Source organism: Streptomyces sp. NPDC047042 (genome assembly GCF_040644035.1).
Lineage (GTDB): Bacteria > Actinomycetota > Actinomycetes > Streptomycetales > Streptomycetaceae > Streptomyces.
This window is the reverse complement of sequence record NZ_JBEYVP010000046.1, coordinates 59,443-81,307: the sequence shown is the minus strand read 5'-3', so window position 1 is coordinate 81,307 and position 21,865 is coordinate 59,443. Positions and strand designations below refer to the sequence as shown.

The window sequence follows — 21,865 nt, the reverse complement described above, 5'->3', positions numbered from 1 at the left end:
CGCCAGGCGATGTTCTTCACCTATCGGGCAATCCTCAACGAAATGGGGCACTCGCATAAGGTGCGTACGGGCCTTGACCTGCATAAACGCCCTCTTAGAAAGGCTGAAACGACTGGATTCGCTGTCAAACGCCTCGATTGGATGACGAAGGACAGTTGTCCGTCGACAGCGAACCCAGTCCGCGGCCGTTCTTGACATCCAATCCAGTCGTCGCAGGTCACGGTGCTCGCAGCAAGGCCAACGCCGAGAGGCTGCCTTGACACCGAAGTTAGTCCGCGCAGGTCAACGCCTCGCGTCCGACTGGCTTCGCTGTCAACGGACAACAGTTCGCCAGGGGCAGACAGGAAAGATCGCGGAAAGACTGGCCAACGCGGTCGGGGGCATGTCAACGTAGACGACCTTGCAAGAAACCCCAGGTCAGAGAGGTGATTGCCCGTGACCGTAGCGCCCGTGGACTCCGGTTTCTCCACCACCGTCGAAGCCCTCCGGCTGCGCGAGTGGCAGCTCGGCCCCGGCCAGCCCGCGCTCGTGATGGACCAATTTTCCACGGAGGACTTCCACCTGATTGTGGACGATCGCGCGGACGTGCACGTCAGCTCGAAGGACGGCCGCTTCTACCTCGGTTGGTTCCCGCTCGGCCGTCCCGGCGCGGACGGCGAGGGATGGAAGATCGCTGTGTCTGGCACGGCCAAGGTGTGTGGCTACCACCTGTCGTTCGACACCGAGACGCCGGCCGACATCGCCGCCGCCGTGGCGCGTGTACTGCAGACCTCACGTCGCGTACGACAGCCAAGCGCCCACGAGTAGTTCTCGCTCGAGTGGCCGGCCAACTGTCGGGCCCCGTCCTCTTCACCGCTCACCGTTTCCCCTCACCCCAGGAGGCTGTTCGTGACGACCCCGGAGATGACCGTCGGTGATCTCATCGACCTGCTGTCCGCCTGCGACCGGGATGCTCCGGTCCGCCAGGCCATGAACCCGTTCTTTCCGATGGCGCACCGCCTGGCGCAGGTCGTGCAGGCCGTGGATGAGACGGGCCGGACCGTCGTCTACCTCGCCGAGGGGCGGGACGAGGACGCACAGCTCGGCCATCTGCCGCCCGAGGTCGCCATCGCCCTGACCTGGCAGGGCCCCGTCCAGGCACCCTCGCGCCGCCCCCGCCGCAGTGCCGGCGGCAACTAGACCCGCACCGACCTCTTGGAGGCGCCCCTGTACCCCGACTTCCCGCCCGACCCGTCCATTCCGCCCGGCGGCCAGCCCGCGTTCTGGGTCGGCCCCCGGCATCTGGCCGGTGACGACGGGTGCCTCTACGACGGCGTTGCCGACACGCTCTCCGGGCTGGGCTGGACGAGCCTGACGATCGTCCGCGGACGTCATGAGCCGGACGAGGCACCCCAGGACCGCCAGGTCCTGCGCAGCACCGTCCTGCACATCAGCTCCGACACCCTCCGATGGGCGCAGTGGAGCCTGGCGGACGAGCCGTTCCACCTGGGAGACCTGCCGATCGCCTGGCAGATCTCCGCACGCGCGGACACCAGCAGCCCGCTCGCGTCGTGGTCGTGCTACTTCACCACCGACGTCCCCGGCGAGGCTGTGGCCGACTTCCTCGTCGCGCTCGACGCCCGCGACCAGCCCGCCGTGCCGTTCGCCGGCCCCGAACTGGTCCTCGACGCCGTCGCCGCCCACGGCTGGCTCCGCGACATCGACCAGCCCGACGCGGCAGCGACGGACCCGACGTTCACCTCGCACATCAGCCTCGGTGAGGTACCGCCCCTCATCCAGGACGCCGACCCGCGCGCCCTGACGACCGAGGCCGACGAGGCGGGACCGGTCGGATGGCAGGCATGGGCCGAGCCCGCGCTCGGCGCCCCCTGCCTGTGGGCGGCCTCCTTTGGGACCAGCGCCCCGCACGACCTCGTGGCAGCTTTCGCCACTTCCCTCAGCTCGACCGCACCGGTCCTGCGCCGGGTGCTGCCCGAGGCCACCCGGGAGCGACTGCTGCGGGCGCCGGCCTAGCCATCGACGGCGCCCCTCAGCCAGACGGAAGAACCCGGTCCCCGAACAGGGGCCGGGCTTCTGGTATTTCCCTCCGGGGGCTCGGGCAGGCCATCGAGTCGGAGGACGGCGACCGGGGCGACGAGTACAGGGTGCCGGGCCTGCCCGGCACCGGTGATCGCCTCCGGCCCCAAGGCGGGGGAGTGGGGTGAAGTGGGCTCTGCCCGGTGTACTGAAGCTGATCGGGTGATGTCGGTTGATTGCCTGACAGGTAGCGTCTGGGTCCGATAGATGTGTGCACATGGACGACTCCACGCCCGGTGAACCCACTCCCGCAGATGGCGAGCCCGCGCCCTCCGACGAGAAGTCGAAGAGCTGGTACGCGAAGCACAAGCCGAAGATCCGCGTCATCGGCGGCGTGACTCTGGTCGTAGGTCTGGCCGTGGTCGCTTACCTCGTAAGGCAGGGCTCCGCAAGGCATGAGGTCGAGGACATCGCGGATTACGAACCTGCCTCCGACGATGAAGCTACGGAGCAGCCTCGTCAGTCCTCCCCTGCCCCTGACCGCGACCCCTTCCTCCGAAGGCTCCCTCCCGGTCAGCACGCCAGCGAAGAGGCCAAGGCGAGGTATAAGGAGTTGACGGGGAACGAGCTTCCTATCGGTTACACCGTGGTTCGCCGCTGGATGTACGGAACCGCAGCCTGACCACCACACCGATGGTGTCCGTCAAAGCCGAACAAGCTCAGCACTGCTGCCCCCCGACCGTCCTGGTCGGGGGGCAGCAGTGTGTCGGGGCCGGTCAGCTGGCTGCCGTGGCCTTGGTGAGGGCCTTGCCGACGTGGCGGTCGACGAGGGCCGGGGAGCCGGAGACGATCAGCAGCAGGCTGCCGTCGCGGATCGCGGTCTGCTTGACCACGGTGCTCCGTCCTCCGGCGGAGAACGTCAGGAGCTGGCTCCACTGCTCGTCACCGAGGCCGTGGGGCGCGGGCAGCTTCTGCGAGGCGATATCGATCGGGGTGCCGCCCGCGACGACCTGATAGGTAGGGCATCCGGTCATGGCGTCGAAGATCCGGCCGATGCCGTCGGACAGCTTGTTCGCGCCGTCGCTGTACAGCTCCTCGGCGATCTCGGAGGAGCTGCCGCCGTAGGTGAAGGCCGTCTTCGCTTTGCGGGGGAAGGTGAGCGTGGCGCCGGTGGCCGCGTCGCCGCCCAGTTCGCCCAGGGCCGGGCAGCCGATGACGGTGACGTCGTCGTGCTGGGTGAGGCGCTCCGGCTTGCGCAGGTAGCCGCTGCCGAGGTCGCTCTGGTCGAGCAGGCGCGTCTCCAGCGCGGCCGACGTGAGCGGAGCAGCCTGGGTTGTGTCGGTCGGCGACCCGGTACGGGCGGTGGCGTGCTTGGTGCCGGTGATGTCGGTGGAGCAGGCGGGTACGGCGAGGAGGGCGGCGGTGATGCCGAGGGCGGTGGTGGCGACGCGAACGCGCATGACGGTACTGACCCCTTGGTGCTTGGCGACGGGTGGTCAGTGCGGGCCCGCGGGCCCGGTGGGGTCGTAGGAGTGGGGGTCAGTGCCCGAGGTGGCGCAGGCATTCCTCGAACGTGGCGTGCGTCGCGTCCGCCGGCCCGCGGTTCCGGTTGAACCAGGCGGTGTCGAGGCGGGTTTCCTGCTGCTGGTGGCCGCCCCGGCAACGCAGCCAGATCTGGCCGCGGGTGGAGAGGATGAGCCAGTCCCGGTACGCGCCGCACTCGGAGCAGGCGACCATCTCGGCGTCGAGGACGAGCGGCTGCTTCCACGGCATCATGGTGCCGTCGACCTGGTCGTGGCTGGGTACCCGCAGCTCCGGCGGAAGGAAGTCGTCCACCACCGCGGTCGGCTCGATGTGTTCCGGCTCGGCCGGCGGCACCCCGATCCCGGGCGGGACCTGGTTCTGCAGCCGCGCCGACAGCTCGAAGAATCGGCGCTGTTCCTCGCTGGGCTCCTTGGCCCGGCGGCGTATTCGGTGAAACACCCTGGCGTCCTCCTGTGCCTCGTCCTGCTCGCTTCATGATCGTGCCTTACGCCCCTGGCGGTTTCAATTCACAAAGTCCACAGTCGCCTTCGGGCAGGTCATCAGGCGTTTTCCGCCTCCTGGGGGCGCGGATGACGAGTGGGCACGGCGCGTGTCTCTGAGCGGATGAGTGATGTCCCCTCGGCGTGCCCGAACACGCCACGTTGACTTCGACAGCCCAACTTCGCGTCGCCTACTGGCTCGAGTCGCCGCACCTGTGCCCTTGCGTTCCTCCTGAGTGTGCGCAGTGCCCGTGACCCACAATGCGGGCCTGAATGCCTCCGGGGTCCGCTGTGGCGTACGGCCATGCTGTGGGTCGCGAGCGGGGCGGTGGCGGTACGCCTGTTCCTGGCCGTGCGCTGAGGCTGCACTCCTGGCAGGCAGGGCTCACCGGGTCTTGCCCGATGTCTCCTCCCCGCTGCGGCGGCCGGGCGCGGAGGTCTGGGGGGCTGTCCTGCGCGTTGCGGGCTGGACCCCAGCGGTGCCGCTCTCGGACAGGGGCGAGGCGTCGGCGGGCAGATCGGCCGTCCGCCGCATCCGCCACACCAGCACGTCGCTCACCGACTCCGCGGTGTCGAGTTCACGACGCCCGACCGCGGCGGACAGAAGAGCGGCCGGATCGTGGCCGGCGGCTTCGGCTTCCGCGATGGTCGCGGCCAGGGCGTACCAGCCGGGCTCGGCGAGGATCTGCTCGGCGAGCCCCGGCAGCGTTTCGCGCAGCAGCACGGTCTGCCGCTGGAGCACCGGCCGGCTCAGACGTCGGCCTCGCTGGTAGAGCACGCCGAGGGGTTGGGCGGCGGCGGCTTGGTAGGCGGTGCGCAGGTGCTCGGCGGCTTGGGCGGCGGCTTCGGCCTGCTGGGCGTGGCCCTTTCTCGCGTGCCAGTGGGCGGCGGCGGTGATGAGGAAGAACAGCATGTCGATCGCCATCGCGGTGGTGGCACCGTCCTCACCGCGGCCGAGGGCGGGCCCTCCGTGGACGAGGTCGCGGGCGGCCTGCCGCAGCGCGCGGTCGTGCCCGCGTACGGCGCGTACGTGGGAGCGGGAGGCACGTTCGAACGCTGTTGCGGCGTCTCGCAGTTCGCGGCGGGTGTGGGCGGCGGAGGTCTTCGCGAGCGCGTCCAGGACCTCGCCGGCGGCGGCGATGTGGGCGGCGGCGACCGCGTCGTCGCCGTGCTCGACGATGAGCACGGCCTGCCACGCGGCCGATGCCGTCCTGCGGCGGGCGGAGGCCGGGGCGCCGGGCCCCGTACGGACCGTGTCCTCCTGCCGTGGAGTCGGATCGGTACCGGTGTCGCCGGACCAGCGCTCCCGGATGCGGGGCAGCGACAGGTCGGGGGCCAGGCGTGCGCCGGGGTAGAACACCGGCTCGCCGTCCTTGTTCAGGTCGTCGGGCAGGGCGACCTTGTATCCGAGGAGGTCGCCGGAGGGCGCGACGCGCTTACGGATCAGGACGCCGGCGGCGGCGAGCCGGTCGAAGAACTCCTCGTCACTCCCCGCACCGGACACCGCCCGTCGTACCGTCTCGCGCAGCTCCTCGCGGGCGGTGCGCTCTCGACCCTGGCATTCGGCCTTGTGGCGTTCGGCGCTGGTGGGCCGCTGGGCGGCGGTGCCGTCGCCGGGGGCGACCTGGTGGAGGCCGAGTTCCTTCTCGATGAGGCGGCACTCGGCCTGGGCGCGTTTGCCGGAGCGGAAGTCGTCGGGGCGGCTGCCGTCCTCGCACACCAGGGTGGCGACGATGTGGATGTGGTCGTCTGCGTGGCGTACGGCGGCCCAGCGGCAGCCGGGCTGCCCGTCGCCGGGGTCGATGCCGGTGGCGGCCACGATCCGCCGGGCGATCTCACCCCATTCCTCGTCGGACAGGATCCGGTCGTCCGCCGTCGCGCGCACGGAGGTGTGCCACACGTGCTTGGCCGGGCGGGCATGCTTCGGCAGGGCCATCACGGGCTGGTCCAGGAGCTGCTGCAGGTCTTCGAGGGTGGCGTTCGGGTCGCGGCCGGGGTCGGGGGCCATGCCGTCGAAGGAGGCCACGAGGTGGGGGTCGGTGTGGTCCTCGTACTTGCCCGTGTCGTAGAGGTACTTGAGGAGGCCGAAGGTCCGTGATCCGGCGTTGTTGACGCTGGGGATCATGCGCCGTGGCGTTCGATCAGGCGTGTGGCGGCTGCATGCGCGGTGTCGGCGGCCCGCCGTACGGCGGCGACGGCCGCATCGAGCTGGGGAGCGTCTGCGCCGGAGTTGAGTGCCTTGACCGCCTGGTTGAGGTTGCTGCCGGCCCAGCCGAGCCGACGCCGGCTGTCGAACAGGGCTGTGATCACCTCGCGTTCGTCGGCTATCTCGGCGCTGGTTCGGTCGAGGTCGCGGGCTGCGGCGAGCGCGGCGCGGGCGAGGAAGCCGGCGACGGACAGGTTGCATCGGGCGGCGGCGGACTTGATCAGCGCGAACTCTTCTTCGTTGAAACGGGTGTTGGGCTGGTGCAGGCGCTTCGTGGCGCGCGGCTGACGCGGACGCTGACGGGCGTGGGCAGCGCGATCGCGGTGGCTGCGGCGCTCGGTCGGCTTCTCCTCCGGTCCCGGCTTCGATCCGCCCTCGGTCGAAGCCTCCTGGACCTGCGCCCCCTGGTGCAGGTCCTCCCCGTCCCCCTTGGGGGCGGGGTTGGCGGAAGCTACGCTTCCGCCCCAACTTGCTCGCCCCGAGACCGAGTTGGAGTCGCGAGCAGGTTCCGGGGCGGCGCCGTTCTGGGTGGGGTTCGTCATCGGATTTCGGGCCTCATGGTTCGGGTGTGGTGCTGGAGGGTCGCGGCCAGCGCGAGGACATCTGCCGGTCCCGTGAGGACGCGGACGGGTCCGTCGGGGTGGTCCTGGACGAGCCACTGGCCGTTCGGGGTGAGGACTGCGGCGTGCAGGAGCCAGCGGCGGACCAGGACGTCCGCCCAGGCGCTGGCCTCGGCGGCGGTGGGCTCGGATGAACGAGGGGGACGCGGAATCACGGCGTGCCTCCTTAAGCGGGGCGGTGGCCCGGCACGGAGCCGGGCCACGCGTTGTGGATAGGGGTGTTGAGCTGGGGTTTTGCCGGTTCAGCCGCACTCGGGGCAGCGCCCGACGTGGCTGTTGAGCGCCCGGGCCATCCGCTTCTTCGTCGAGGCAGCCTGCTTTGCGCTGGACTTCGCCGCCGGCCTGCCCTCGTGCCGCTTGGAGTGGGCGAGCATGAAGCCGATCTCCCGCTCGTACTCCGCACGGACGCTGTCGAACTGGTGGCAGGTCCTCATCGGGCGGTGCTCCTTGTCTTTGTGGTGTCGTCGCTCCGCAGTTCCCGGAGGACGAGGCTCAGCCGGTCGTTCCGGCCGCCCTTCAGGCCCTCGCGGCGGAGGATCTCCCGCAGCTGCACCCGGGTGACGGACTCGTTGCCGTCCCGTTCGAGCAGGGCGGGGACGTGAGGGCGGACCTGCTGGACGAGCTGGTCCACCGACTGCTCCAGCTCGCGTGGCGCGCGCTGTGTCTGCGGGGTGCGGGACCGGCCGCGCTTCCCCTTGTTCTTCGTCCTGGTCTTCGTGGGCGCCTTCCGCCGGAGAGGGACCTGGTGTCCCCGGTCCCCGGTGGGCTCGGTCCCCGTGTCGGTGTCGGTCGGTCCCCGGTCCCCGGTGGGCTCGGTCCCCGACTCGGCGGCGTTCGGTCCCCGACTCGAATCAGGGCCATGAGCAGGCACTTCTCGCGTCAGGCGCTCGGTCCCCGTGCTTCGGGCGTCCCTCTCCGAGGCTTCCGGTTTGGCGGGACCGGTCCCCGGGACCGCGCTTGTTTCTGGGGCCTCGGTCCCCACGCTGGTCCCCGCGTTCTCGCCTTCGGTCCCCGCGTCTGCCGATGCCCTCGGGTCCGCGATTTCGGGGACCGGCCCCCTCGGGGCACTCGGTCCCGGGCCCCCGTCCGACTCGGCGGGACCGTGGGGACCGGCGACGGGGACCGACACCTTCGAGGCCGACTGCGAGGGGACCGTTGCTGCCGTTGCGGTGCTCTGCACCGGGGACCAGGGCGAGGGCAGCGGGACCGTAGCGAGCGCGAGTGCGTGCCGGCGGGCGGCGAGCTGGTCGAGCAGGTTCGCGCGCTGGAGGGGGTCGGTGCCGACCGAGGCCCTGCCGACCGCCTTCGACAGTCGCCGCGTGAGCCGCCGGCCGCGCCAGCTCCGCTGCTGCTCGGGTGTGCGCTCGGCGAGGCGGGCGGCGAGGGCGACCGCGCGGTTGGTAGCCCGGTCCCGGGTGATCTGCGCGGCGTCGCGGTCTCGCGCGGCGATGCCGAGGCGGGACAGGAGACGCTCGCGTGCCTCCCTGCCCAGGACGGCGATCAGTCCGTGGGAGGCGGCGCCCGGGGTGTGTAGGCGCAGCTCGATCCCCATCGCGAGGTGCCACAGCATCGCCGCCATGACCGGCCCGACGAAGGCCCGGACCGTGCCGCCGATAGGACCGCTCTCGGCGTAGGCGGGGATCACCTGCACTCCGGTGATCACCCAGACCAGGGTGCCCGGCAGACCAGGAGCACCCTGGGTGGCCAGGTTCTGGCGTGCCATCAGCGCGGTCGCGAAGAGCGCCAGTTCGGCCGCGGCGAACATGCCGACCCTCTCGGCAGTGCCGGCCATGTCGAGGAAGTCGGCCGCGAAGCGCCATGAGGTGTCGGCGCTGTAGGCGGTGCAGCCGAGGGCAGCAAGGGCAGCGACCTTGACCGCCGGACCGCCGAGACGTTTCTGCGGGTGCGTACCCCGGCGCCGGATCGTCCAGGCGACCAGCACCAGCACGAGGGCGGCGGGCACGACGGCGGCGAGGAGGAGAGGGAGGTCCGGAGCGGCGCTGAGGGACAGGACGGGGTGGGTCATGCGGCCTTTCCGAGATGGGCATGCGCCGGAGTCGACGCTGGCGGGCGGGTTACCGGCTGCTGTGTGCCGGGTGCAGCGGGCGCGGCACTGCCTGCTGCCGCGGTGGTCTTCTTCCGCTTTTTCTTGGGCCGCGGCACGCCGTAGGTGCGGTCGCGGTCGAAGACCTTGTTGGCGGCCTGCCGGAGCAGGTCTCGGGCGTGCTTGTGGCTGATCTGCAGGGCGGCGGCGAGCCGGGCGGGCCGCCAGCCGCGTACGTAGGCGTGGTCGATGACGACCTGCCGCTCGGCCTCGGTCAGATGCACGTCGCGACCCTGGAAGAAGGCCGTCACGCGCCGGTAGTCGAGACGCTGGGGCAGTCCCTCGTGCAAGGGGCGTCGCTCGGCTTCCGTGAGGCCGCCCCAGATGCCCTCCTTGAGGACGTTCTCCAGGGCGAAGTCGAGGCAGTCGCGGCGCACCGGGCACCAGCCGCACAACTCCTTCGCCTCAGCGATGTCCTCGTGGTCCCGGGGCCCGGGGAAGAAGACGGCGTCGGCGTCCTCGACGTCCATGCCGTGGCACGCTCCGCGGGTGTGCCAGCTGGTGTCTCCAATGCCGCGCAGGCCAGTGGCCGGCGCGTCGTGGGTGGTGATGTGGCGCAAGGCGATCTCCGATGTGCTGCCGCGTCGGCCGACCGGGGCGGTGCTCGGCGGGCGCGGCGTCGGGTGCTGGCTGCGGTGCGCGGGCGTGCGCCGCAGCCGGGGCGGGACGGTGATGTTGGGAGGTGGTGCATCGGACGGTATGCACGCCCCGGATGCGCCGGTCAGGCCATCGCGGGCCGTTGAGCCTGCTCCGTCTGCTGGGCCTGCTGGGCGGCGGCGAGGTCGAGGCGGCCGGGGTGTGGGGTGGCGCGCGGGGCAGTGGTACGTACCCCGTCGTCGGGGCCGATCCGGCGGCGGCGACACGGCTCGCCGGGCTGGGCTTTGCACCACTCGCAGCGCACGCTCAGGGCGTCGGGCAGCCCCTGTGCAACGGCTGCTTCGCGTGCTGCTCGCGCGGGCCGGTAGGGCGCGAGGGCGGCTCGGGCGGCGGGCGGTATGCAGGAGCCGATCTCCCGCAGCCGCGCCTCCAGCCTCGGGTCTATTCCGTCGTGACCGCTGGTGATCGCCCGGGCCTGCGAGGGCTGCGCGGTGCCGGCGGCGACCGCGCGGCGGGTGCCAACCAGCTCGGCGGTCCACGCGGCCTGGTCGTCCGGGTCGACGGACGGCGTGGGATCGGAGTGCCGCGCCAGGCGGTCGCGCCGGTAGCTCTCCCAGGGCCGGGCCACGTCCGCAGGCAGGATCTGGTACGGCGAGGTGCGGATGTGCTGGCGGGCGGCGACGCGGACGTCCCACCCGTGCGGGGTGGCCATCGGCACATCTCCGAGCAGCTCGTGCCACTGCGCGAGCTGGTCGCGGGCCTCGCCCTGGTCGGTGCGGATGGTGCGGGGGTCGAGTCGGCCGATGTAGGCCAGCAGGGCGGCGATTTCGCGGCGGTCCACGGTCAGCCCTCCGTTCCGGTCGGCTCGTCGAGGGCGGCGAGAAGGGCGGCGGTGTGGGCCTCGGCCCGCGTCATGCCGCCCGGCACGGAGGGGCCCTTGCCGGGCACTGCGTAGAGGTTCGGGCGACCTGGGGCGTGCTCTCGGGCGATCCAGGAGCGCCAGTCGGCCGCCCAGGCATCCGCCGGCCTCGGCTTGAAGGCGGACCGGTGGGCACGCCACTTCGCGTCGGCTGCCTGCAGGCCCTGCTCGCCGAGGCGGTCGAGGTGTCCCTGCTGGCGGGCCCAGGCGTGGGTGGCGGGGTCGACCTGCCACTCGGCAGCCGAGAGGACGGCAGCACCACCACTGCTGTACCTGCGGTTCAAATCCGGTTCACTACGGTTCTGTGTGCCGGTTTCCGGTACATCGCTGTGCCGGTTTCCGGTACGTCGAGGTGCCGGTTTCCGCCTCGACCTGCCGGATTCAGGTACTGCCGGTTTCCGGACCCTCGCGGGGGATTCCGGCACCTCACGCGGGCGGATTCCGTACCGCCGCAGGGCCGAGATCCGCAGCGCGGGGGTGTCCTCGGGCACCTCCGCCGGCGCCTGGTCTGCTTCCTCGTCCTCTGTGGTCTCCGCCACGGTCTGGGCGGCGAGGGGGAGGCGGTAGACGGTGCTGCGCTGCGGGCCGGTGAAGTCGTCGAGCTGCTCCAGCTCACCGGCGCGGACCAGACGGTCGATGGCCTCGCGCACCGTGGAGACGGAGGCGCGCGTCCGTTTGGCCAGGCTCGACAGCGAGGCCCAGGAGACGCACTGCTCGTCGGCCACCCGGTCGGCGATCGACAGCAGGACCAGACGCGCGGTTCCCCTGCTGGAGCTGTGCTCCCACACCCACTCGCGGGCTTCGCTGCTCATCGGCCGCTCCCGATGAGCAGGCGGGGCCGGCGGCCCGCCGAGGCAGGGATGGTGTGCTCCGACTCGGGGCGCCGAGGCGCCGAGGCGGAGGTGGCTGCCGCGCAGGCCAGGCAGAAGGGCCTTTTGCGCAGGGCAGGAGGCATGCGATACTCCTCGTTGCAGTGTTGCCACGCTGACGCGCCCCTAGGAAGGACTCAGCGTGGTGATGGTGGGCAACCTCCGCCCTTGCCGGGGCGGACATGCCATTTAGCGTTCGGCGTCCGGGAGTTCCCGCTCTCGGACGCCGTCGCTGTATGCGGACCTACAGGTCGATGGCTGCTGCACTCCTTGCGTCCGTGGTGCCGGGCAGTCTGCCCGGGACGACGAACATACGCACGGACCCGTGTCAAGATCCAGAGTTGGTCCTTAAACTCTGTACTGGTTGCAGAGAGCGACGGGGAGCCCCGCTTTTACGCTGGCCCGGAAGTGCCGACTCGTGCCGTGTCCGCCTGAGAGTTGCCGCTCTCGGCCGGGTGGCATCTTCTTGTGCTCCCGGACACGTCGGCCGTCGGGTGATCGCGGGTGCGCTTGCGTGTCGCGCGCCGTACAGCGCGCGTACGTGCATCGCCCCCGCACCCCTATCTATCGCCATATAGGACCTTCGAGTAATCGGCCTCATTCGTCCCGCTCTGCCAGGTATTCGGCACTGGACTGGACGGCTGCGAGCCATCAGCCAGCACCCCTGCGGGCGGGGTTGCGACGTGGGGCTGTTCCCACACGGCCCCGACAGCGTGCGGTCGTCGATGAGGGCGGGGCCGAATCCACGGTCCCGTCGCCGGCAACGGATAGATACCGAATCCGGCGGCGCATTGCGCAGGCGGCGACGGCGACGCAACATGCATGGAGGGTCCTTCCTGAGGCTCGCACCGTAGAGAGCTGGAGCCGGCCAGCGAGTGCGATACGGAAACGTACGCCAGTTGCGTAAATGTATCAAGCCTGGGCTACAGTTGCTCCAGAGGACGCTCCCACCGGCCCGATCGCCACCCTGCAGGAGTTCATGTGCCCCCACGTCAGTTCGACGGCAGCCGCGTACGTGCTGTCCGGCGGGGCAAGGACCTCCATCAGAAGGAATTGGCCGCGATGGTGGGCGTCAGTGCCCCCACGGTCGCGCGATGGGAGAGCGGCCAGGACTTCCCCAAGGGTGAGAAGCTCCCCGCAATCGCAGCGGCGCTCGGTCAGCCGCTTGATGTCCTTTTCCCTCACGACGGTCCGCCGGACCTGCAGCTCCTGCGCTGCGACGCGGGCCTCAGCATGGCGCAGGCCGCTGCGATCATCGACGCGAGCCGCGTGCCGGTGAGTAACGCCGAATCCGGCCGACGCCGGCTCAGTGATGCTTACGTGCAGCCGCTCGCGCAGGCGTACGGGGTGACCGAAGAAGAATTGCTGGCCGCCCAGGACTGCTCGTTCGGGCTTCACCCCAGGGGCTCGCGAGACGAGCAGGCGTCCGCACCTCGCACGGTCGGGGAGAAGATCAACTATCTCCTGCAGCACGGGTACGTTGGTCAGGAAGCGCCCTCTGATGCGGAAATTGCGCGCATCGTCAATGAGCATGCGGGCATGGCGGCCGTCACCGCCGACGGCATCGCCGCCCTTCGCGCGGGGGCCACAACCGAGGCTTCTGATGTGGTGCGTGCTGGCCTAGCCCAGGCCCTCCAGGTCGACGCGGCCCTCTTCCAGGACGATGCCGAGGTCGACCCTGCGGCCCGCGAATTCCTGGAGGCGCTCCGCTTCCTCGGCTCGATTCACCGAGGGCAGATCCTCGGCCTGGCTGCCCGCGGCAGCAGCAGGGGTCTGTCCGCCGAGATGATGGCCCACATCAACGAGCTCGTCGGAGAGCTGAAGCACAAGCTGCCAGAGGTGCAGGACGGGGAGTGACGCGGTCGGCGAGCACTCCTCGCGGGCTTGGATGTCTGAGGCGTTTCCGCTCTGCCGGCTTAAAGGACTGCACCCGCCGCCTGGATGCGCTGGTCTTCACCATCCTCACCCGGCCACTTCCCCGCCCAAGGTGAGGCGAACGCGGAGGGCGCCGAAGACGACTGCCATTCTCGAACCGGCGCTGGTCGGCCCTGCTGGGGAAGATCAGCAGGAGTTCGGCCAGCAGCAGGAACGCCTCCCCGCGTACGCGCCCGGAGTCAGGACTGAAGACGGCGGCAGGAACGCCGTGCCCGTCGACGAGGGGGACACCGCCGGCCTACCGGGGATCGCCGGTGCTGAAGCCCACGGTCGCGCGGGACAGCCGGCTTTCCCGATGTGCCTGGAGCAGCCGTCCGACGCGGTCGAGCACGTCACCAGGCAGGTCAGTGTCGCCGCGTCCGAGCTGGCCTTCTACGACTTCACCTCCCGCGCGGCCAAGCGGCACTCAGCAAGCTGCGGGATCTGACCGGCTGGCACGAGTGCACCAAGACTGACCTGGTCAAGCTCGTGTCGGACCTGGTGGACGTGATCTGGCACGACGAGCGACGCGAGGAGCAGGCCGAGCTGCTGCGGCAGATGCGCGCGAAGGTGATCGACCTCGGCGGCACCGCGGGGGTATGCGGAGATGCTCGCGCGCGCCATGGCGCAGACCTGAGGACGCAGGAAGCGGATCCGATCGGTCGGCGGTGACTTCGTCGTAGAGGAACACCCGGTCGACGCACCGCAGAGCGCCTACGAGGGCGGCGCGTTTGCGTTCGCCGACCAGGGGTCTGCTGGTTCCGCGCAACCTCTAAGACGCTGTAAGGTCCACGCCGAGCAGCTCGGAGAGAGAGGCCACCGTCTGCCGGGGGTCCTGGTTGTGCACCCCCGCGAGGCCGAGCTGCTCCGCTGCCCGAACATAACCCTCGGTGTCGTCGACGAAGATGCACTCCTCGGCGGGCAGAGCCATGAGCTTGAGCGTGATCTTGAAGAGCTCGGGGTCGGGCTTGCGCAGCAGGTGCTGCTCGGAGATCACCACGACGTCGTACAGCCGCTCAAGCTCGTAGCCGTCGTACAGGTCCCAAGGCGCGAGCCCTACGGAGTTGGACAGGATGCCCACCTTGATCCCGGCTCGCCTCGCCGCAGCAGCCGCATTGATCATCAGCGGCTCAGGACGCAAACCGCCGAAGATCCGGCCCATCAAGTTGTCGGGGGAGACACCGAGCTTCTTGCCCGCGATGGTGTTCCACTCGGTCTGACTGACCACGCCACGCTCAAGATCGCTGGTGAGCCGGACGCCCTCTTCGTCCTTGTACAGCGCGGAGATGCAAGCACCCTGCGGGAGTCCCTCACGCTGCTCGAAGGCTAGCACCACGGGCAGCAGGGGGGTGGTGAGAACGCCCCCGAAATCGAGAATAAGACCGGAGCGGTTGGACATGCGGGAACTCCATTGCTGAGATTTCGACGCCCATCCAGACCGGACGGCGTAACGGCCCGGCTACATGTGGCGACGGCAGTACGCAGTATCTGTGCGTCGCAGGCCGGTCCACTTACGTGGCGGAGCAAGACCTATCAGTCCGCGCGGCCGACGGTACCAGCTCAGTTCATGCGGCGGATGGTGCTAAATCTCACTTGCCGACACGCCCTCAAGATCGCTATGCCGCATGGTTATGCGCGAAAGGCAATGAGGTCTGAACTGAGAAATCAGCATGTGAAGCTCATTGCAGGCTACCTGCCTGGTTCGGATTCCGCCTCTGTGGAGTGCAGGAGAAGCTCCTGAGCTTGATCCGTGGTGATGTGCGAGTAGGCCGTGCTGACCCGTGCTAGCCACGCCGCTTCACTATCGGTGTCAACGAACGGTTTCGCTCTCAAGGTAGCAGCGGGGTACGGATTGGCTGGCATGGTGTCAGCGGCCTGGAGTCCGGCCTTAATCCAGTACGCTTCCGCTGCCGCCTCGGGGTCGGGGAGCGATGCAGTGATGTCCTCGGCGGCGAACATCAAGTCTCGTGGAGCGTAGTAGCGCAGCTTTTCGCAGGCGTCAGAAATATCCTGGGTCCATCGGTCCAGGCGGACATCTATGGGGACGCGTATGTGCATGAGTTCCACGACGCGCCGTCCGGGCGGATACAGGCTCGTCCCAGGAAAAGCCTCCACCAGGTCAAACCAGAGTGGATAAGTCCTGTAGAGGGTGCGCCAAGTCTTCCACTGGGCCGCCGCCGCGCTAGTGGTGGGAATGCTCGCACCGACGGCAACTATTAGGAACAGCAGATCCATCCATATTGATGTGGCGTCTACCAGGAGCTGTACTGTGGATGGGCTTAGTGGGAAGGCTACCGCAGCCCATAGGATGGTGATACGGGCCAATGTATGTGCCAGCCCCATCCACATCGAAATCCCCATCAAGCCCAGTCCCACACGCATGCTTGTGCTCTCGGCCTGTCGCGCCGCCCTCGTCCACTGGTAGCCGCAAATCGCGGTCGTGATAAGTGGGAAGAAGTAGAAGACGGTCATGTAGACCGCGACTCCCCATTCTCCAGCGTGGTCGATGAGGAAATTTCGACTCGGCGTGGGGCGGTCCACCACAGTGAAAAATAGGACTGCGAGCAGAGTGACGCCTATCGCCCCAGCCTTGTAGGATGCGCGGGCGACCCAGCGGGAGACCGCTACGTGCCGGGGTACGACTGTCTCCGAACTTTTCCCGTAGCTGGTGGCGACGTAGGTCAGGGCCGCGATGATCGATGCAGTGCTAGCGAAGTGTCTGAGTAGGGCACTCAGGTCCACCACGGGAATACGATCTAGCGCATCCATTGCTGCTGGCGTGTAGAGCCACAGGGCTACAGCGAATCCCGCATAGCCGCCCCAGAGCGCCCTGCGGTGAGAGTCACCGTACCGAACTGCAGGGAATCGCCATACGGCGATGACGGTCATCACTGCCGCAGTCAGGTATGTAAAGTAGTCGAACATGCAACCAATGACTATCTGCGCTGGCTGCACGTTTTGCCGACCCGTAAGAGCGACTGACTGCAGCATTAATTGCCAGTAGGAAGACTATTCGGTGCGGCGAAAGTTACGAGGTCGGGAAGCTCACCTCGGTGGTCGCCACACCATCGTGGTTAGCGTCGGCGTCGCGGTGGAGCAACTGGGTGAACAAGTGAAGATTCCAGGAGACTAACCATGTCATCTCCTGTGGCCGACTGGCGACGCGCCAACCGTTTTATCAATGAGGCTGAAATCTCCGCCTGCTTTTCCTCGGGACTGTCAAAATCTACGCGCCCTTGGACCAGAGTCGACGGGAAACGTCGAACCACTTCCTGGCGGATGCGTTCAGGGATGTATCGCTCGATCTCGGCAGCCGTCAGGGAGGTCCCGTGGTCCAGCCATTCGTGCGCGAGCTCATGGAGAATGATGTGCTCGGTGTGATTGCGACTTGAACGGCGGCGATAAAGAATGATTGTGAACTCCGGCGCTTTGACTCGAAGACCGCATGCTGTGCCCAGGCCCCCGTCGGGATCGTCCAGCGGCACTAGTCGAATCTGGCGACCAGACACGCCCTCCATATTCCGCACCAGCGCCTCGATACTGAAAGGAGCAGGGATGGGGAGATCGGCGAGTAGTCTCTCGCATTCTTTTACGAGTGCGCGCTGTGAACGGTCTCTACGCCAACGCATGGTCGCTCCATTGACATGCCGCTGAGGTGTTCTCTGCCAGTCCCATCCCGATACTCATGCGCGGGGCGCTAGTAGCCGGGAGCTTGTGCTTGAGGCATGCGGCGGTCGGTCGGCGCGGCCTGTGCGCTGATGGTACAAGGGGGAAAGCGTGATCCATATAGGCGGGGGTGTTGTGAAGGTCACCCGGGGCGTAAAAATCTCACAATCTGGATTCCAAGATCGAAATTAAGCGTCGATGCCTTAACCTCGATCTCTACTGACAGTCCGTCGGTTTTCCTGGCGGGCCGTTTCGGCTCTGAGGGCTGACCGTGGCTGGGCTGGGCCCCGGCTGTCACGCCGGGTGAGCGCCCGTTCCACGGCTCCGGTGGGGTGGTGCGGGTCGCAGCGGCGCGAAGGTGCTGATTAGCCAGGGTTCGGGAGAGCATGGAGCCGGTCGAGGGCGTCTGTGATCACATTGGTCCAGGGCTAGTCCGCCGCGAGGCGGAGGATGCGGCGGCGTCCGGTGGTGACGAGTTGGCCGGCTGCGGAGAACAGGCGAAGCCACAGGTGGCGGGGTTCCCAGCGGTGGGCTTTGCCGGAAGGAGCAGGTGGCGCGGGCCTGCTGGCGGTGCTTCGCTTTCAAGGCGCCGTGATCATGGGCAAGACCAACACCCCGGCGTACTGCCAGGACCTGCACACGGACAACAGCTGTTCGGGCCCACGCTCAACCCGCACGACCCCGAGCGCACCGCCGGTGGTTCCGTCGGCGGCCCGGCCGCCGCAGTTGCCGCCCACCTGACCCCCGCCGACCTCGGCAGCGACCTCGCGGGCTCGCTTCGGCTTCCCCGGCTCACTACTGTGGCGAACGGCCTGTGTCCCACGCACGGACTCATCCCGGCCGCGGCCACATCCCCTGCCTGCCGGGATGGATCACCAGCAGTGACATGGTCACTCCCGGCCCCTTGGCACGCCACCTCCGAGACCTTGACCTGCTCCTCGACGCGCTGACGACGCCGTCACCCGCAGAGGACAGCCCCTGGCGCGTCAATCTGCCCACGGCGCGTCGTGTAGTCGGCCAGCTCCGCGTGGCGGTGTGGGCGGAGGATGCCTCCTGTCCCGTGGACCGCAAAACGGCGAATGCTCTCCCCACTGTCGAGCAGGCGCTTGCCTCCGCCAGCGCTGACGTCCGCCGCACCGTGGGGCCGGTCGGCTTCGCCGACTGTCTCCGCCTCTTCCGGTAGCTCCTCTGCCACAGCGACGGCCGCCACCGACGACGATGCGGGCGCGGCCGAACTCGCAGCAGCACGTGACCTCCACGAGGATGACGCGAGCCCATGGGCCACCCTTCCTCCGTCACCGAGCCCAGACACACCGCACATGGCTCCGCGCCAACGAGGAACGCCCCCGGCTTCGGGAGACGTGGAACCGGTTCTTCGCTGACGCCGAGCACGATGTCCTCATCACGCCGGCTGCCCCCTGCGGCGATCCCGGCCGACACCCGCTCTCTCACGGTCGACGGCGTCGAGCGGAGCTTCATCGACCAGACCGGCTGGGCCAACCTCACCAGCCACGTCGGTCTGCCCAGCGTCGCCGTACCCGTTGCGTGGAACGCGGAGGGGCTCCCGATCGGCGTGCAACTCGTGGGACCGATGTACTCGGACCGATCCTTGCTTGCAGTGGCTGAATTCTTGGCGTCGCTTCTCGGAGGAGCGGCCGAGGGCATCGGTCTCTGACGCCGTTGGTCAGAGGGACGGGCGCGGCTCGGTCCATGTTCGGAACGCACGTGCCCAAGGCGCGGCCGTCCTCGGCAGGGGCGGGCACATGCTCGGCCAGTGCAGCTCGCTCACGCTCCCGATCTGCCGGAAGCCCTGCCCTTCGGCGTAAGCCTCGTCATTCCTCCTGTTCGGTGTAGGTCAACGGGATATCTCCTTCAGGCGGGCTGGTAGTGGGAGGGACAGGAACGGGCCACCTGGTGCAAGCCGACCAGCGTGCAGTGGGTGCGCTGGACGAGTTCGGAATCGTGGTGGGTCATGCCGCAGTCCGGTCGGCCGAGGCGTGACGGCGGGTTCGTCACGAGCGGCCTCCGCCCGTGGAGAGGCTGGCGAACCCGTCATCGAGGTCGGAAAGGCTGTTCAGCATGCGGCGGATGGCGGTCTGCCGCTCATTCCAGTGCCGCTTCAGGTCGGCTTCCGCTTCGGGGTGAAGACCGTATTCGGCGGTGGTCGCGCCGTAGAAGCTGAACAGCATGTACAGCAATGCGACCCGGGCGCAGGCCCGTACTTCCCCCTGGGGGAGGCTGGGGTTCTCTTCGTGGTAGCTGCTTACCATCGCCAGCGCGCAGGCTTTCCACTCCGGGCTGGTGGCCACAGTGCGCGGATCGAACGCGGCCCGGCCCAGCTCCCAGGCCGGCATGCCGGTTGCGCCCCGGAAGTCGATGACACCGGTGACGGCATCGGCGAGGACGATCATGTTGGTGCGGCTGAGGTCCGCGTGCAGTGCCTGCTCCACGAACGTGCTGGGCAGGTGCGTCCGTAGCTGCTGGACGTGATCCTTGAGGTTCTCCCGCCGCTGAGCGAGGTCCGTCCGTAGGTGCTCGAGACTCTCATGGCCCTGCCGCAGGGCCGTGGCCAACACGGTGTCGCACTTGGCGACCGCGTCCTCGGCCGTGCCCGTCCGCCAGCGAGACTGCTGCACGCGCCTCGGCAGCGGATAGGCGGCCAGTACCCGGTGCATGCGCCCCATCACCGTGCCGATGTGCTCGGCGAGGGGCACCGTCATCGCCGAGGTGGTCACGCGGCCGGGCGCCTCATCAACCACGGCCCAGGCGCTGCCTTGCGCGATCGTGACGAGGTTGCCATCTGCGTCGTCCCAGACGCGCGGGATGGGAAGTCGCGCGGCCCGGCAGTACTCCGACATGTCCCATGCGGTACGGGCCGCCTCCAGGTCGGCGCCTGACCGGTACTCCTTGACGAACAGCCGTATTCCGTCGTCGGTCAGGACCCGCCGGTTGATCGTGTCGGTGCCCATGTGCACCGGCTCGACCACGTTCGCGACGAGCCCGTACCGCTCCTCCAGCACGTCAGCTGTCACCGCCGCGTTCCAGTCCGCCTCGGTCATCCCTTTCACCGGTCCGTGGAAGAGGGGCAGCGCGCGGTGAGGACGGTGAACCTGTTGTCCTCCACGAGGAACCCGCCCTCCGCGAAGGGGGCCAGGGCCTCGGTGAGTGCCGTCTCGAAGGCATCCTGGCGGTCGCCGAACAGGTGCGAGGCCGCGAACGAAGTCGAGTACAGGTAGCCGATGACTTCAGCGATGCTCCATTCGCGGCGAACAGGGATGGTCGCGGTGGTGACCTCGCAGAAGGCGGAAGCGCGCAGCACTTCCTCGTACGGCGGCCCGGGCGGGCCGAAGACGCCGTCCCCTGCACGCCGCTGCTCTCCGAGAAACTGCTGGACGACGGCTCGGGCGGCTTGTTGCCAGGCGCTCTCGGCGGTCCAAAGGCTGCGATCGCTGAACACTGCAAGCACAGCGCTGGGGTCGACGTACTCGGCCAGGCGGTCGAGGAAGCGGGGCTGGTCGAGCCAGTGGAAAACACGGCCACAGGTCACGAGGTGAGGCTGCCATCCCGTCGGCGGTTCGAAGTCCTCTGCCAGCGCGTGCCGTATCTGCAACCGCTGACCGCCGGAGAGCGCGGGACGGAGCACGGCCTCAGCTTCGGCGCACATCGCTGGGCCGGAGTCGACCGCGATCACCTCGTCGAAGTACGGGGCGAGCGTGCTGGCAACGAGCCCTGGGCCAGTGCCGATGTCCAGCAGGCGCCGTGGAGAACTCGCGGGCGCCTCGTGTGCGAGGAGAGCGGCCAGACTGGCTGGAATGCCGGGGCGGAAGCGCCGGTAATAGGCGGCAGTTCCGGCAAAGGCGTTCACGAACCCCACCCGCCCCACATGCGCGCGCCTGTCTCCTGGCGCAGGTTCTCCAGCATGGTGTGGGCCTCATCGACGAGCCCGATGTCGCGATGAGTGATCCCCCAGGACAGCGAGTCGAGCGCGTCCAAGGCCGCGTACGCCCGGCATGCCGCCGCCTCTTCCTCGGTGAGCTGGCGGCCGTATCCGTGGTGAACGGCGGCAAGGAGATCTGGGTGCTGCAGAAGGATCCGGTAGCGAAGGCGGCTGAAGTCCCGGCGGGCAGCGGGCTGAAGTTCCGCTCGCTCAAAGTCGATGATCCGAAGCCGTTGCTCAGCCTCGTCCCACATCCAGTTCTTGGGCATGTAGTCGCCGTGCGCCGCCACCTGCGGCAGACGCGGCGGAGTTTCCTTCACGAGTGCACGCACCATCGTGATCTCGTGCTCCGGCACGTGGGAGGCAGCATCATCCAGCAGCTTCGCGGCCGTCGTGCCCCACGCCTCCTCTGTCACGTTCGAACTCGGCTCGTCAGCCGCCGCGGTGTGATGCCGGGCCAGGAGTTCCCCAGCCTGCTCATACGCCTTGCGCTCCTGCTCGGCCGGCAGCCGTAGCGTGTCCAGGCCGCGGCCGGGCACGGCGGTGACCAGGACGGTAAGCGTCTCCGCGTCCGAAGCGATGAGCTCGGGTGCACGGTCGGCGCCCAGCGAGACCGTCCACTTCCGGTACGCGTCGACCTCACGCCGGTGCAGCTTCGGGCCGGCGTGCTGCTTGGCGAACCATCGCTCGCCGCAGAGTCCGTTGATCTCCCACAGCGATGGCCTGATGTCGCCGGGCCGGGGGTGCTCGGCAACCACGGTGTAGGTGTCGGTCACCGATTCCACCAACTGGTGGAGTGCACTGGGCATATCGGTCACGTTTAGTGCGCCCTTCCATTGGTCAAACCACCCAGCCCGATAGCAAAGGGTGATTGATTGGGTGCTCTTGGTATTCGCGCGAGGATGGGGAGTGTGCCACGGGGGACTGACAACTCGGTCTGAGCTGGTCATGCAGGGGCCGCGGCACGGAGGACCCTGCCAGAGACCCTCAAGT

The 21,865-nt window shown here is 68.7% G+C and carries 26 protein-coding genes and 1 pseudogene; 11 read left to right on the top strand and 16 right to left on the bottom strand.

Features of this window, described 5'->3' with window-relative positions; translation table 11 throughout:
• From ABZ855_RS39850 to ABZ855_RS39830, 5 genes are all read left to right on the top strand, one after another.
• Positions 1 to 195 (top strand): hypothetical protein (locus tag ABZ855_RS39850; RefSeq protein WP_360815956.1); only part of this gene is annotated, 195 nt, incomplete at its 5' end.
• A 240-nt stretch (positions 196 to 435) separates the two neighbouring features.
• Entirely contained in the window at positions 436 to 807 is a 372-nt protein-coding gene (locus ABZ855_RS39845) for a DUF317 domain-containing protein (protein WP_360815953.1), read from the top strand.
• An 81-nt stretch (positions 808 to 888) separates the two neighbouring features.
• Complete coding sequence (locus ABZ855_RS39840; protein ID WP_360815951.1) at positions 889 to 1,179, top strand: hypothetical protein; 291 nt, start codon at positions 889 to 891, stop codon at positions 1,177 to 1,179.
• Between the two features lie 15 nt (positions 1,180 to 1,194).
• Entirely contained in the window at positions 1,195 to 2,013 is an 819-nt protein-coding gene (locus ABZ855_RS39835) for a DUF317 domain-containing protein (RefSeq protein ID WP_360815948.1), read from the top strand.
• A 280-nt stretch (positions 2,014 to 2,293) separates the two neighbouring features.
• Positions 2,294 to 2,698, top strand: a complete 405-nt coding sequence (locus ABZ855_RS39830) for a hypothetical protein (protein WP_360815946.1) — start codon at positions 2,294 to 2,296, stop codon at positions 2,696 to 2,698.
• A 94-nt stretch (positions 2,699 to 2,792) separates the two neighbouring features.
• On the opposite strand, the gene ABZ855_RS39825 is transcribed toward ABZ855_RS39830, so the two are convergent.
• The 10 genes from ABZ855_RS39825 to ABZ855_RS39780 all read right to left on the bottom strand — a co-directional run bounded on the left by ABZ855_RS39825 (position 2,793) and on the right by ABZ855_RS39780 (position 11,298).
• Positions 2,793 to 3,476: a hypothetical protein gene (locus tag ABZ855_RS39825; RefSeq protein ID WP_360815943.1), complete on the bottom strand. Its 684-nt coding sequence runs from the start codon at positions 3,474 to 3,476 to the stop codon at positions 2,793 to 2,795.
• Positions 3,477 to 3,555: 79 nt separating this feature from the next.
• Complete coding sequence (locus ABZ855_RS39820; protein WP_360815941.1) at positions 3,556 to 3,999, bottom strand: hypothetical protein; 444 nt, start codon at positions 3,997 to 3,999, stop codon at positions 3,556 to 3,558.
• A 426-nt stretch (positions 4,000 to 4,425) separates the two neighbouring features.
• Positions 4,426 to 6,165: a relaxase/mobilization nuclease domain-containing protein gene (locus ABZ855_RS39815; protein WP_360815939.1), complete on the bottom strand. Its 1,740-nt coding sequence runs from the start codon at positions 6,163 to 6,165 to the stop codon at positions 4,426 to 4,428.
• Positions 6,162 to 6,788, bottom strand: a complete 627-nt coding sequence (locus tag ABZ855_RS39810) for a hypothetical protein (RefSeq protein WP_360815936.1) — start codon at positions 6,786 to 6,788, stop codon at positions 6,162 to 6,164. Before ABZ855_RS39810 ends, ABZ855_RS39815 begins: the two co-directional genes overlap by 4 nt.
• Positions 6,785 to 7,021 (bottom strand): hypothetical protein, encoded by a 237-nt coding sequence (locus tag ABZ855_RS39805; RefSeq protein ID WP_360815933.1) that lies wholly within the window; start codon positions 7,019 to 7,021, stop codon positions 6,785 to 6,787. Before ABZ855_RS39805 ends, ABZ855_RS39810 begins: the two co-directional genes overlap by 4 nt.
• An 87-nt stretch (positions 7,022 to 7,108) precedes the next feature.
• Complete coding sequence (locus ABZ855_RS39800; protein ID WP_360815930.1) at positions 7,109 to 7,300, bottom strand: hypothetical protein; 192 nt, start codon at positions 7,298 to 7,300, stop codon at positions 7,109 to 7,111.
• Entirely contained in the window at positions 7,297 to 8,892 is a 1,596-nt protein-coding gene (locus ABZ855_RS39795) for a hypothetical protein (RefSeq protein WP_360815927.1), read from the bottom strand. Before ABZ855_RS39795 ends, ABZ855_RS39800 begins: the two co-directional genes overlap by 4 nt.
• Positions 8,889 to 9,530, bottom strand: coding sequence for a WhiB family transcriptional regulator (locus tag ABZ855_RS39790; RefSeq protein ID WP_360815924.1), 642 nt, complete (start codon positions 9,528 to 9,530; stop codon positions 8,889 to 8,891). Before ABZ855_RS39790 ends, ABZ855_RS39795 begins: the two co-directional genes overlap by 4 nt.
• A 161-nt stretch (positions 9,531 to 9,691) precedes the next feature.
• Positions 9,692 to 10,408, bottom strand: a complete 717-nt coding sequence (locus ABZ855_RS39785) for a hypothetical protein (protein ID WP_360815922.1) — start codon at positions 10,406 to 10,408, stop codon at positions 9,692 to 9,694.
• Positions 10,409 to 10,410: 2 nt separating this feature from the next.
• Positions 10,411 to 11,298 carry a helix-turn-helix domain-containing protein gene (locus tag ABZ855_RS39780; RefSeq protein ID WP_360815919.1) on the bottom strand — a complete coding sequence of 296 codons (888 nt, stop codon included), beginning with the start codon at positions 11,296 to 11,298 and terminating at the stop codon, positions 10,411 to 10,413.
• A gap of 1,038 nt (positions 11,299 to 12,336) precedes the next feature.
• Between ABZ855_RS39780 and ABZ855_RS39775 the strand changes: the two genes are divergently transcribed.
• The 3 genes from ABZ855_RS39775 (at position 12,337) to ABZ855_RS39765 (ending at position 13,941) form a co-directional block, all read left to right on the top strand.
• Complete coding sequence (locus ABZ855_RS39775) at positions 12,337 to 13,212, top strand: helix-turn-helix transcriptional regulator (protein WP_360815917.1); 876 nt, start codon at positions 12,337 to 12,339, stop codon at positions 13,210 to 13,212.
• Positions 13,213 to 13,342: 130 nt separating this feature from the next.
• Positions 13,343 to 13,717, top strand: a complete 375-nt coding sequence (locus ABZ855_RS39770; RefSeq protein WP_360815914.1) for a hypothetical protein — start codon at positions 13,343 to 13,345, stop codon at positions 13,715 to 13,717.
• A gap of 41 nt (positions 13,718 to 13,758) precedes the next feature.
• Positions 13,759 to 13,941, top strand: coding sequence for a hypothetical protein (locus tag ABZ855_RS39765; protein WP_360815911.1), 183 nt, complete (start codon positions 13,759 to 13,761; stop codon positions 13,939 to 13,941).
• A gap of 100 nt (positions 13,942 to 14,041) precedes the next feature.
• Here the strand turns inward: ABZ855_RS39765 and ABZ855_RS39760 are convergent, their stop codons facing one another.
• The 3 genes and pseudogenes from ABZ855_RS39760 to ABZ855_RS39750 all read right to left on the bottom strand — a co-directional run.
• A complete protein-coding gene (locus ABZ855_RS39760) occupies positions 14,042 to 14,668 on the bottom strand; it encodes an HAD-IA family hydrolase (RefSeq protein ID WP_360815908.1) in 627 nt (208 codons plus the stop codon).
• 290 nt (positions 14,669 to 14,958) lie between these two features.
• Entirely contained in the window at positions 14,959 to 16,194 is a 1,236-nt protein-coding gene (locus ABZ855_RS39755) for an MAB_1171c family putative transporter (protein ID WP_360815905.1), read from the bottom strand.
• A 1,106-nt stretch (positions 16,195 to 17,300) separates the two neighbouring features.
• Positions 17,301 to 17,483 (bottom strand): annotated as a pseudogene (locus tag ABZ855_RS39750) (IS1380 family transposase); the annotation flags it as partial.
• Here ABZ855_RS39750 and ABZ855_RS39745 point away from each other — a divergent pair.
• From ABZ855_RS39745 to ABZ855_RS39735, 3 genes are all read left to right on the top strand, one after another.
• A complete protein-coding gene (locus ABZ855_RS39745; protein WP_360815902.1) occupies positions 17,445 to 17,885 on the top strand; it encodes an amidase family protein in 441 nt (146 codons plus the stop codon). The pseudogene ABZ855_RS39750 and the gene ABZ855_RS39745 sit on opposite strands and share 39 nt — an antisense overlap.
• A complete protein-coding gene (locus tag ABZ855_RS39740) occupies positions 17,840 to 18,118 on the top strand; it encodes a hypothetical protein (protein ID WP_360815899.1) in 279 nt (92 codons plus the stop codon). The genes ABZ855_RS39745 and ABZ855_RS39740 overlap by 46 nt, the downstream gene beginning before the upstream one ends.
• A gap of 210 nt (positions 18,119 to 18,328) precedes the next feature.
• The gene (locus ABZ855_RS39735; RefSeq protein ID WP_360815896.1) at positions 18,329 to 18,610 is read left to right on the top strand and encodes an amidase family protein; all 282 of its coding nucleotides are present in this window, start codon (positions 18,329 to 18,331) and stop codon (positions 18,608 to 18,610) included.
• Positions 18,611 to 18,947: 337 nt separating this feature from the next.
• Here ABZ855_RS39735 and ABZ855_RS39730 read toward each other — a convergent pair whose 3' ends face one another.
• The 3 genes from ABZ855_RS39730 to ABZ855_RS39720 are packed head-to-tail and all read right to left on the bottom strand — an operon-like array spanning position 18,948 to position 21,681.
• On the bottom strand, positions 18,948 to 19,994 hold the full coding sequence (locus ABZ855_RS39730) for a phosphotransferase (protein WP_360815893.1): 1,047 nt from the start codon (positions 19,992 to 19,994) through the stop codon (positions 18,948 to 18,950).
• 5 nt (positions 19,995 to 19,999) lie between these two features.
• Positions 20,000 to 20,800: a class I SAM-dependent methyltransferase gene (locus ABZ855_RS39725; protein ID WP_360815890.1), complete on the bottom strand. Its 801-nt coding sequence runs from the start codon at positions 20,798 to 20,800 to the stop codon at positions 20,000 to 20,002.
• Positions 20,797 to 21,681, bottom strand: a complete 885-nt coding sequence (locus tag ABZ855_RS39720; RefSeq protein WP_360815887.1) for an aminoglycoside phosphotransferase family protein — start codon at positions 21,679 to 21,681, stop codon at positions 20,797 to 20,799. Before ABZ855_RS39720 ends, ABZ855_RS39725 begins: the two co-directional genes overlap by 4 nt.
• Positions 21,682 to 21,865: the final 184 nt, after the last annotated feature.

What these genes read in the sequence shown, in the direction of transcription:
- ABZ855_RS39830 (WP_360815946.1), top strand. Translation starts at nt 2,294, where the DNA reads ATGGACGACTCCACGCCCGGTGAACCCACTCCCGCAGATGGCGAGCCC.
- ABZ855_RS39825 (WP_360815943.1), bottom strand. Translation starts at nt 3,476, where the DNA reads ATGCGCGTTCGCGTCGCCACCACCGCCCTCGGCATCACCGCCGCCCTC.
- ABZ855_RS39815 (WP_360815939.1), bottom strand. Translation starts at nt 6,165, where the DNA reads ATGATCCCCAGCGTCAACAACGCCGGATCACGGACCTTCGGCCTCCTC.
- ABZ855_RS39810 (WP_360815936.1), bottom strand. Translation starts at nt 6,788, where the DNA reads ATGACGAACCCCACCCAGAACGGCGCCGCCCCGGAACCTGCTCGCGAC.
- ABZ855_RS39800 (WP_360815930.1), bottom strand. Translation starts at nt 7,300, where the DNA reads ATGAGGACCTGCCACCAGTTCGACAGCGTCCGTGCGGAGTACGAGCGG.
- ABZ855_RS39795 (WP_360815927.1), bottom strand. Translation starts at nt 8,892, where the DNA reads ATGACCCACCCCGTCCTGTCCCTCAGCGCCGCTCCGGACCTCCCTCTC.
- ABZ855_RS39780 (WP_360815919.1), bottom strand. Translation starts at nt 11,298, where the DNA reads ATGAGCAGCGAAGCCCGCGAGTGGGTGTGGGAGCACAGCTCCAGCAGG.
- ABZ855_RS39760 (WP_360815908.1), bottom strand. Translation starts at nt 14,668, where the DNA reads ATGTCCAACCGCTCCGGTCTTATTCTCGATTTCGGGGGCGTTCTCACC.
- ABZ855_RS39755 (WP_360815905.1), bottom strand. Translation starts at nt 16,194, where the DNA reads ATGTTCGACTACTTTACATACCTGACTGCGGCAGTGATGACCGTCATC.
- ABZ855_RS39735 (WP_360815896.1), top strand. Translation starts at nt 18,329, where the DNA reads ATGTCCTCATCACGCCGGCTGCCCCCTGCGGCGATCCCGGCCGACACC.
- ABZ855_RS39730 (WP_360815893.1), bottom strand. Translation starts at nt 19,994, where the DNA reads ATGACCGAGGCGGACTGGAACGCGGCGGTGACAGCTGACGTGCTGGAG.
- ABZ855_RS39720 (WP_360815887.1), bottom strand. Translation starts at nt 21,681, where the DNA reads ATGCCCAGTGCACTCCACCAGTTGGTGGAATCGGTGACCGACACCTAC.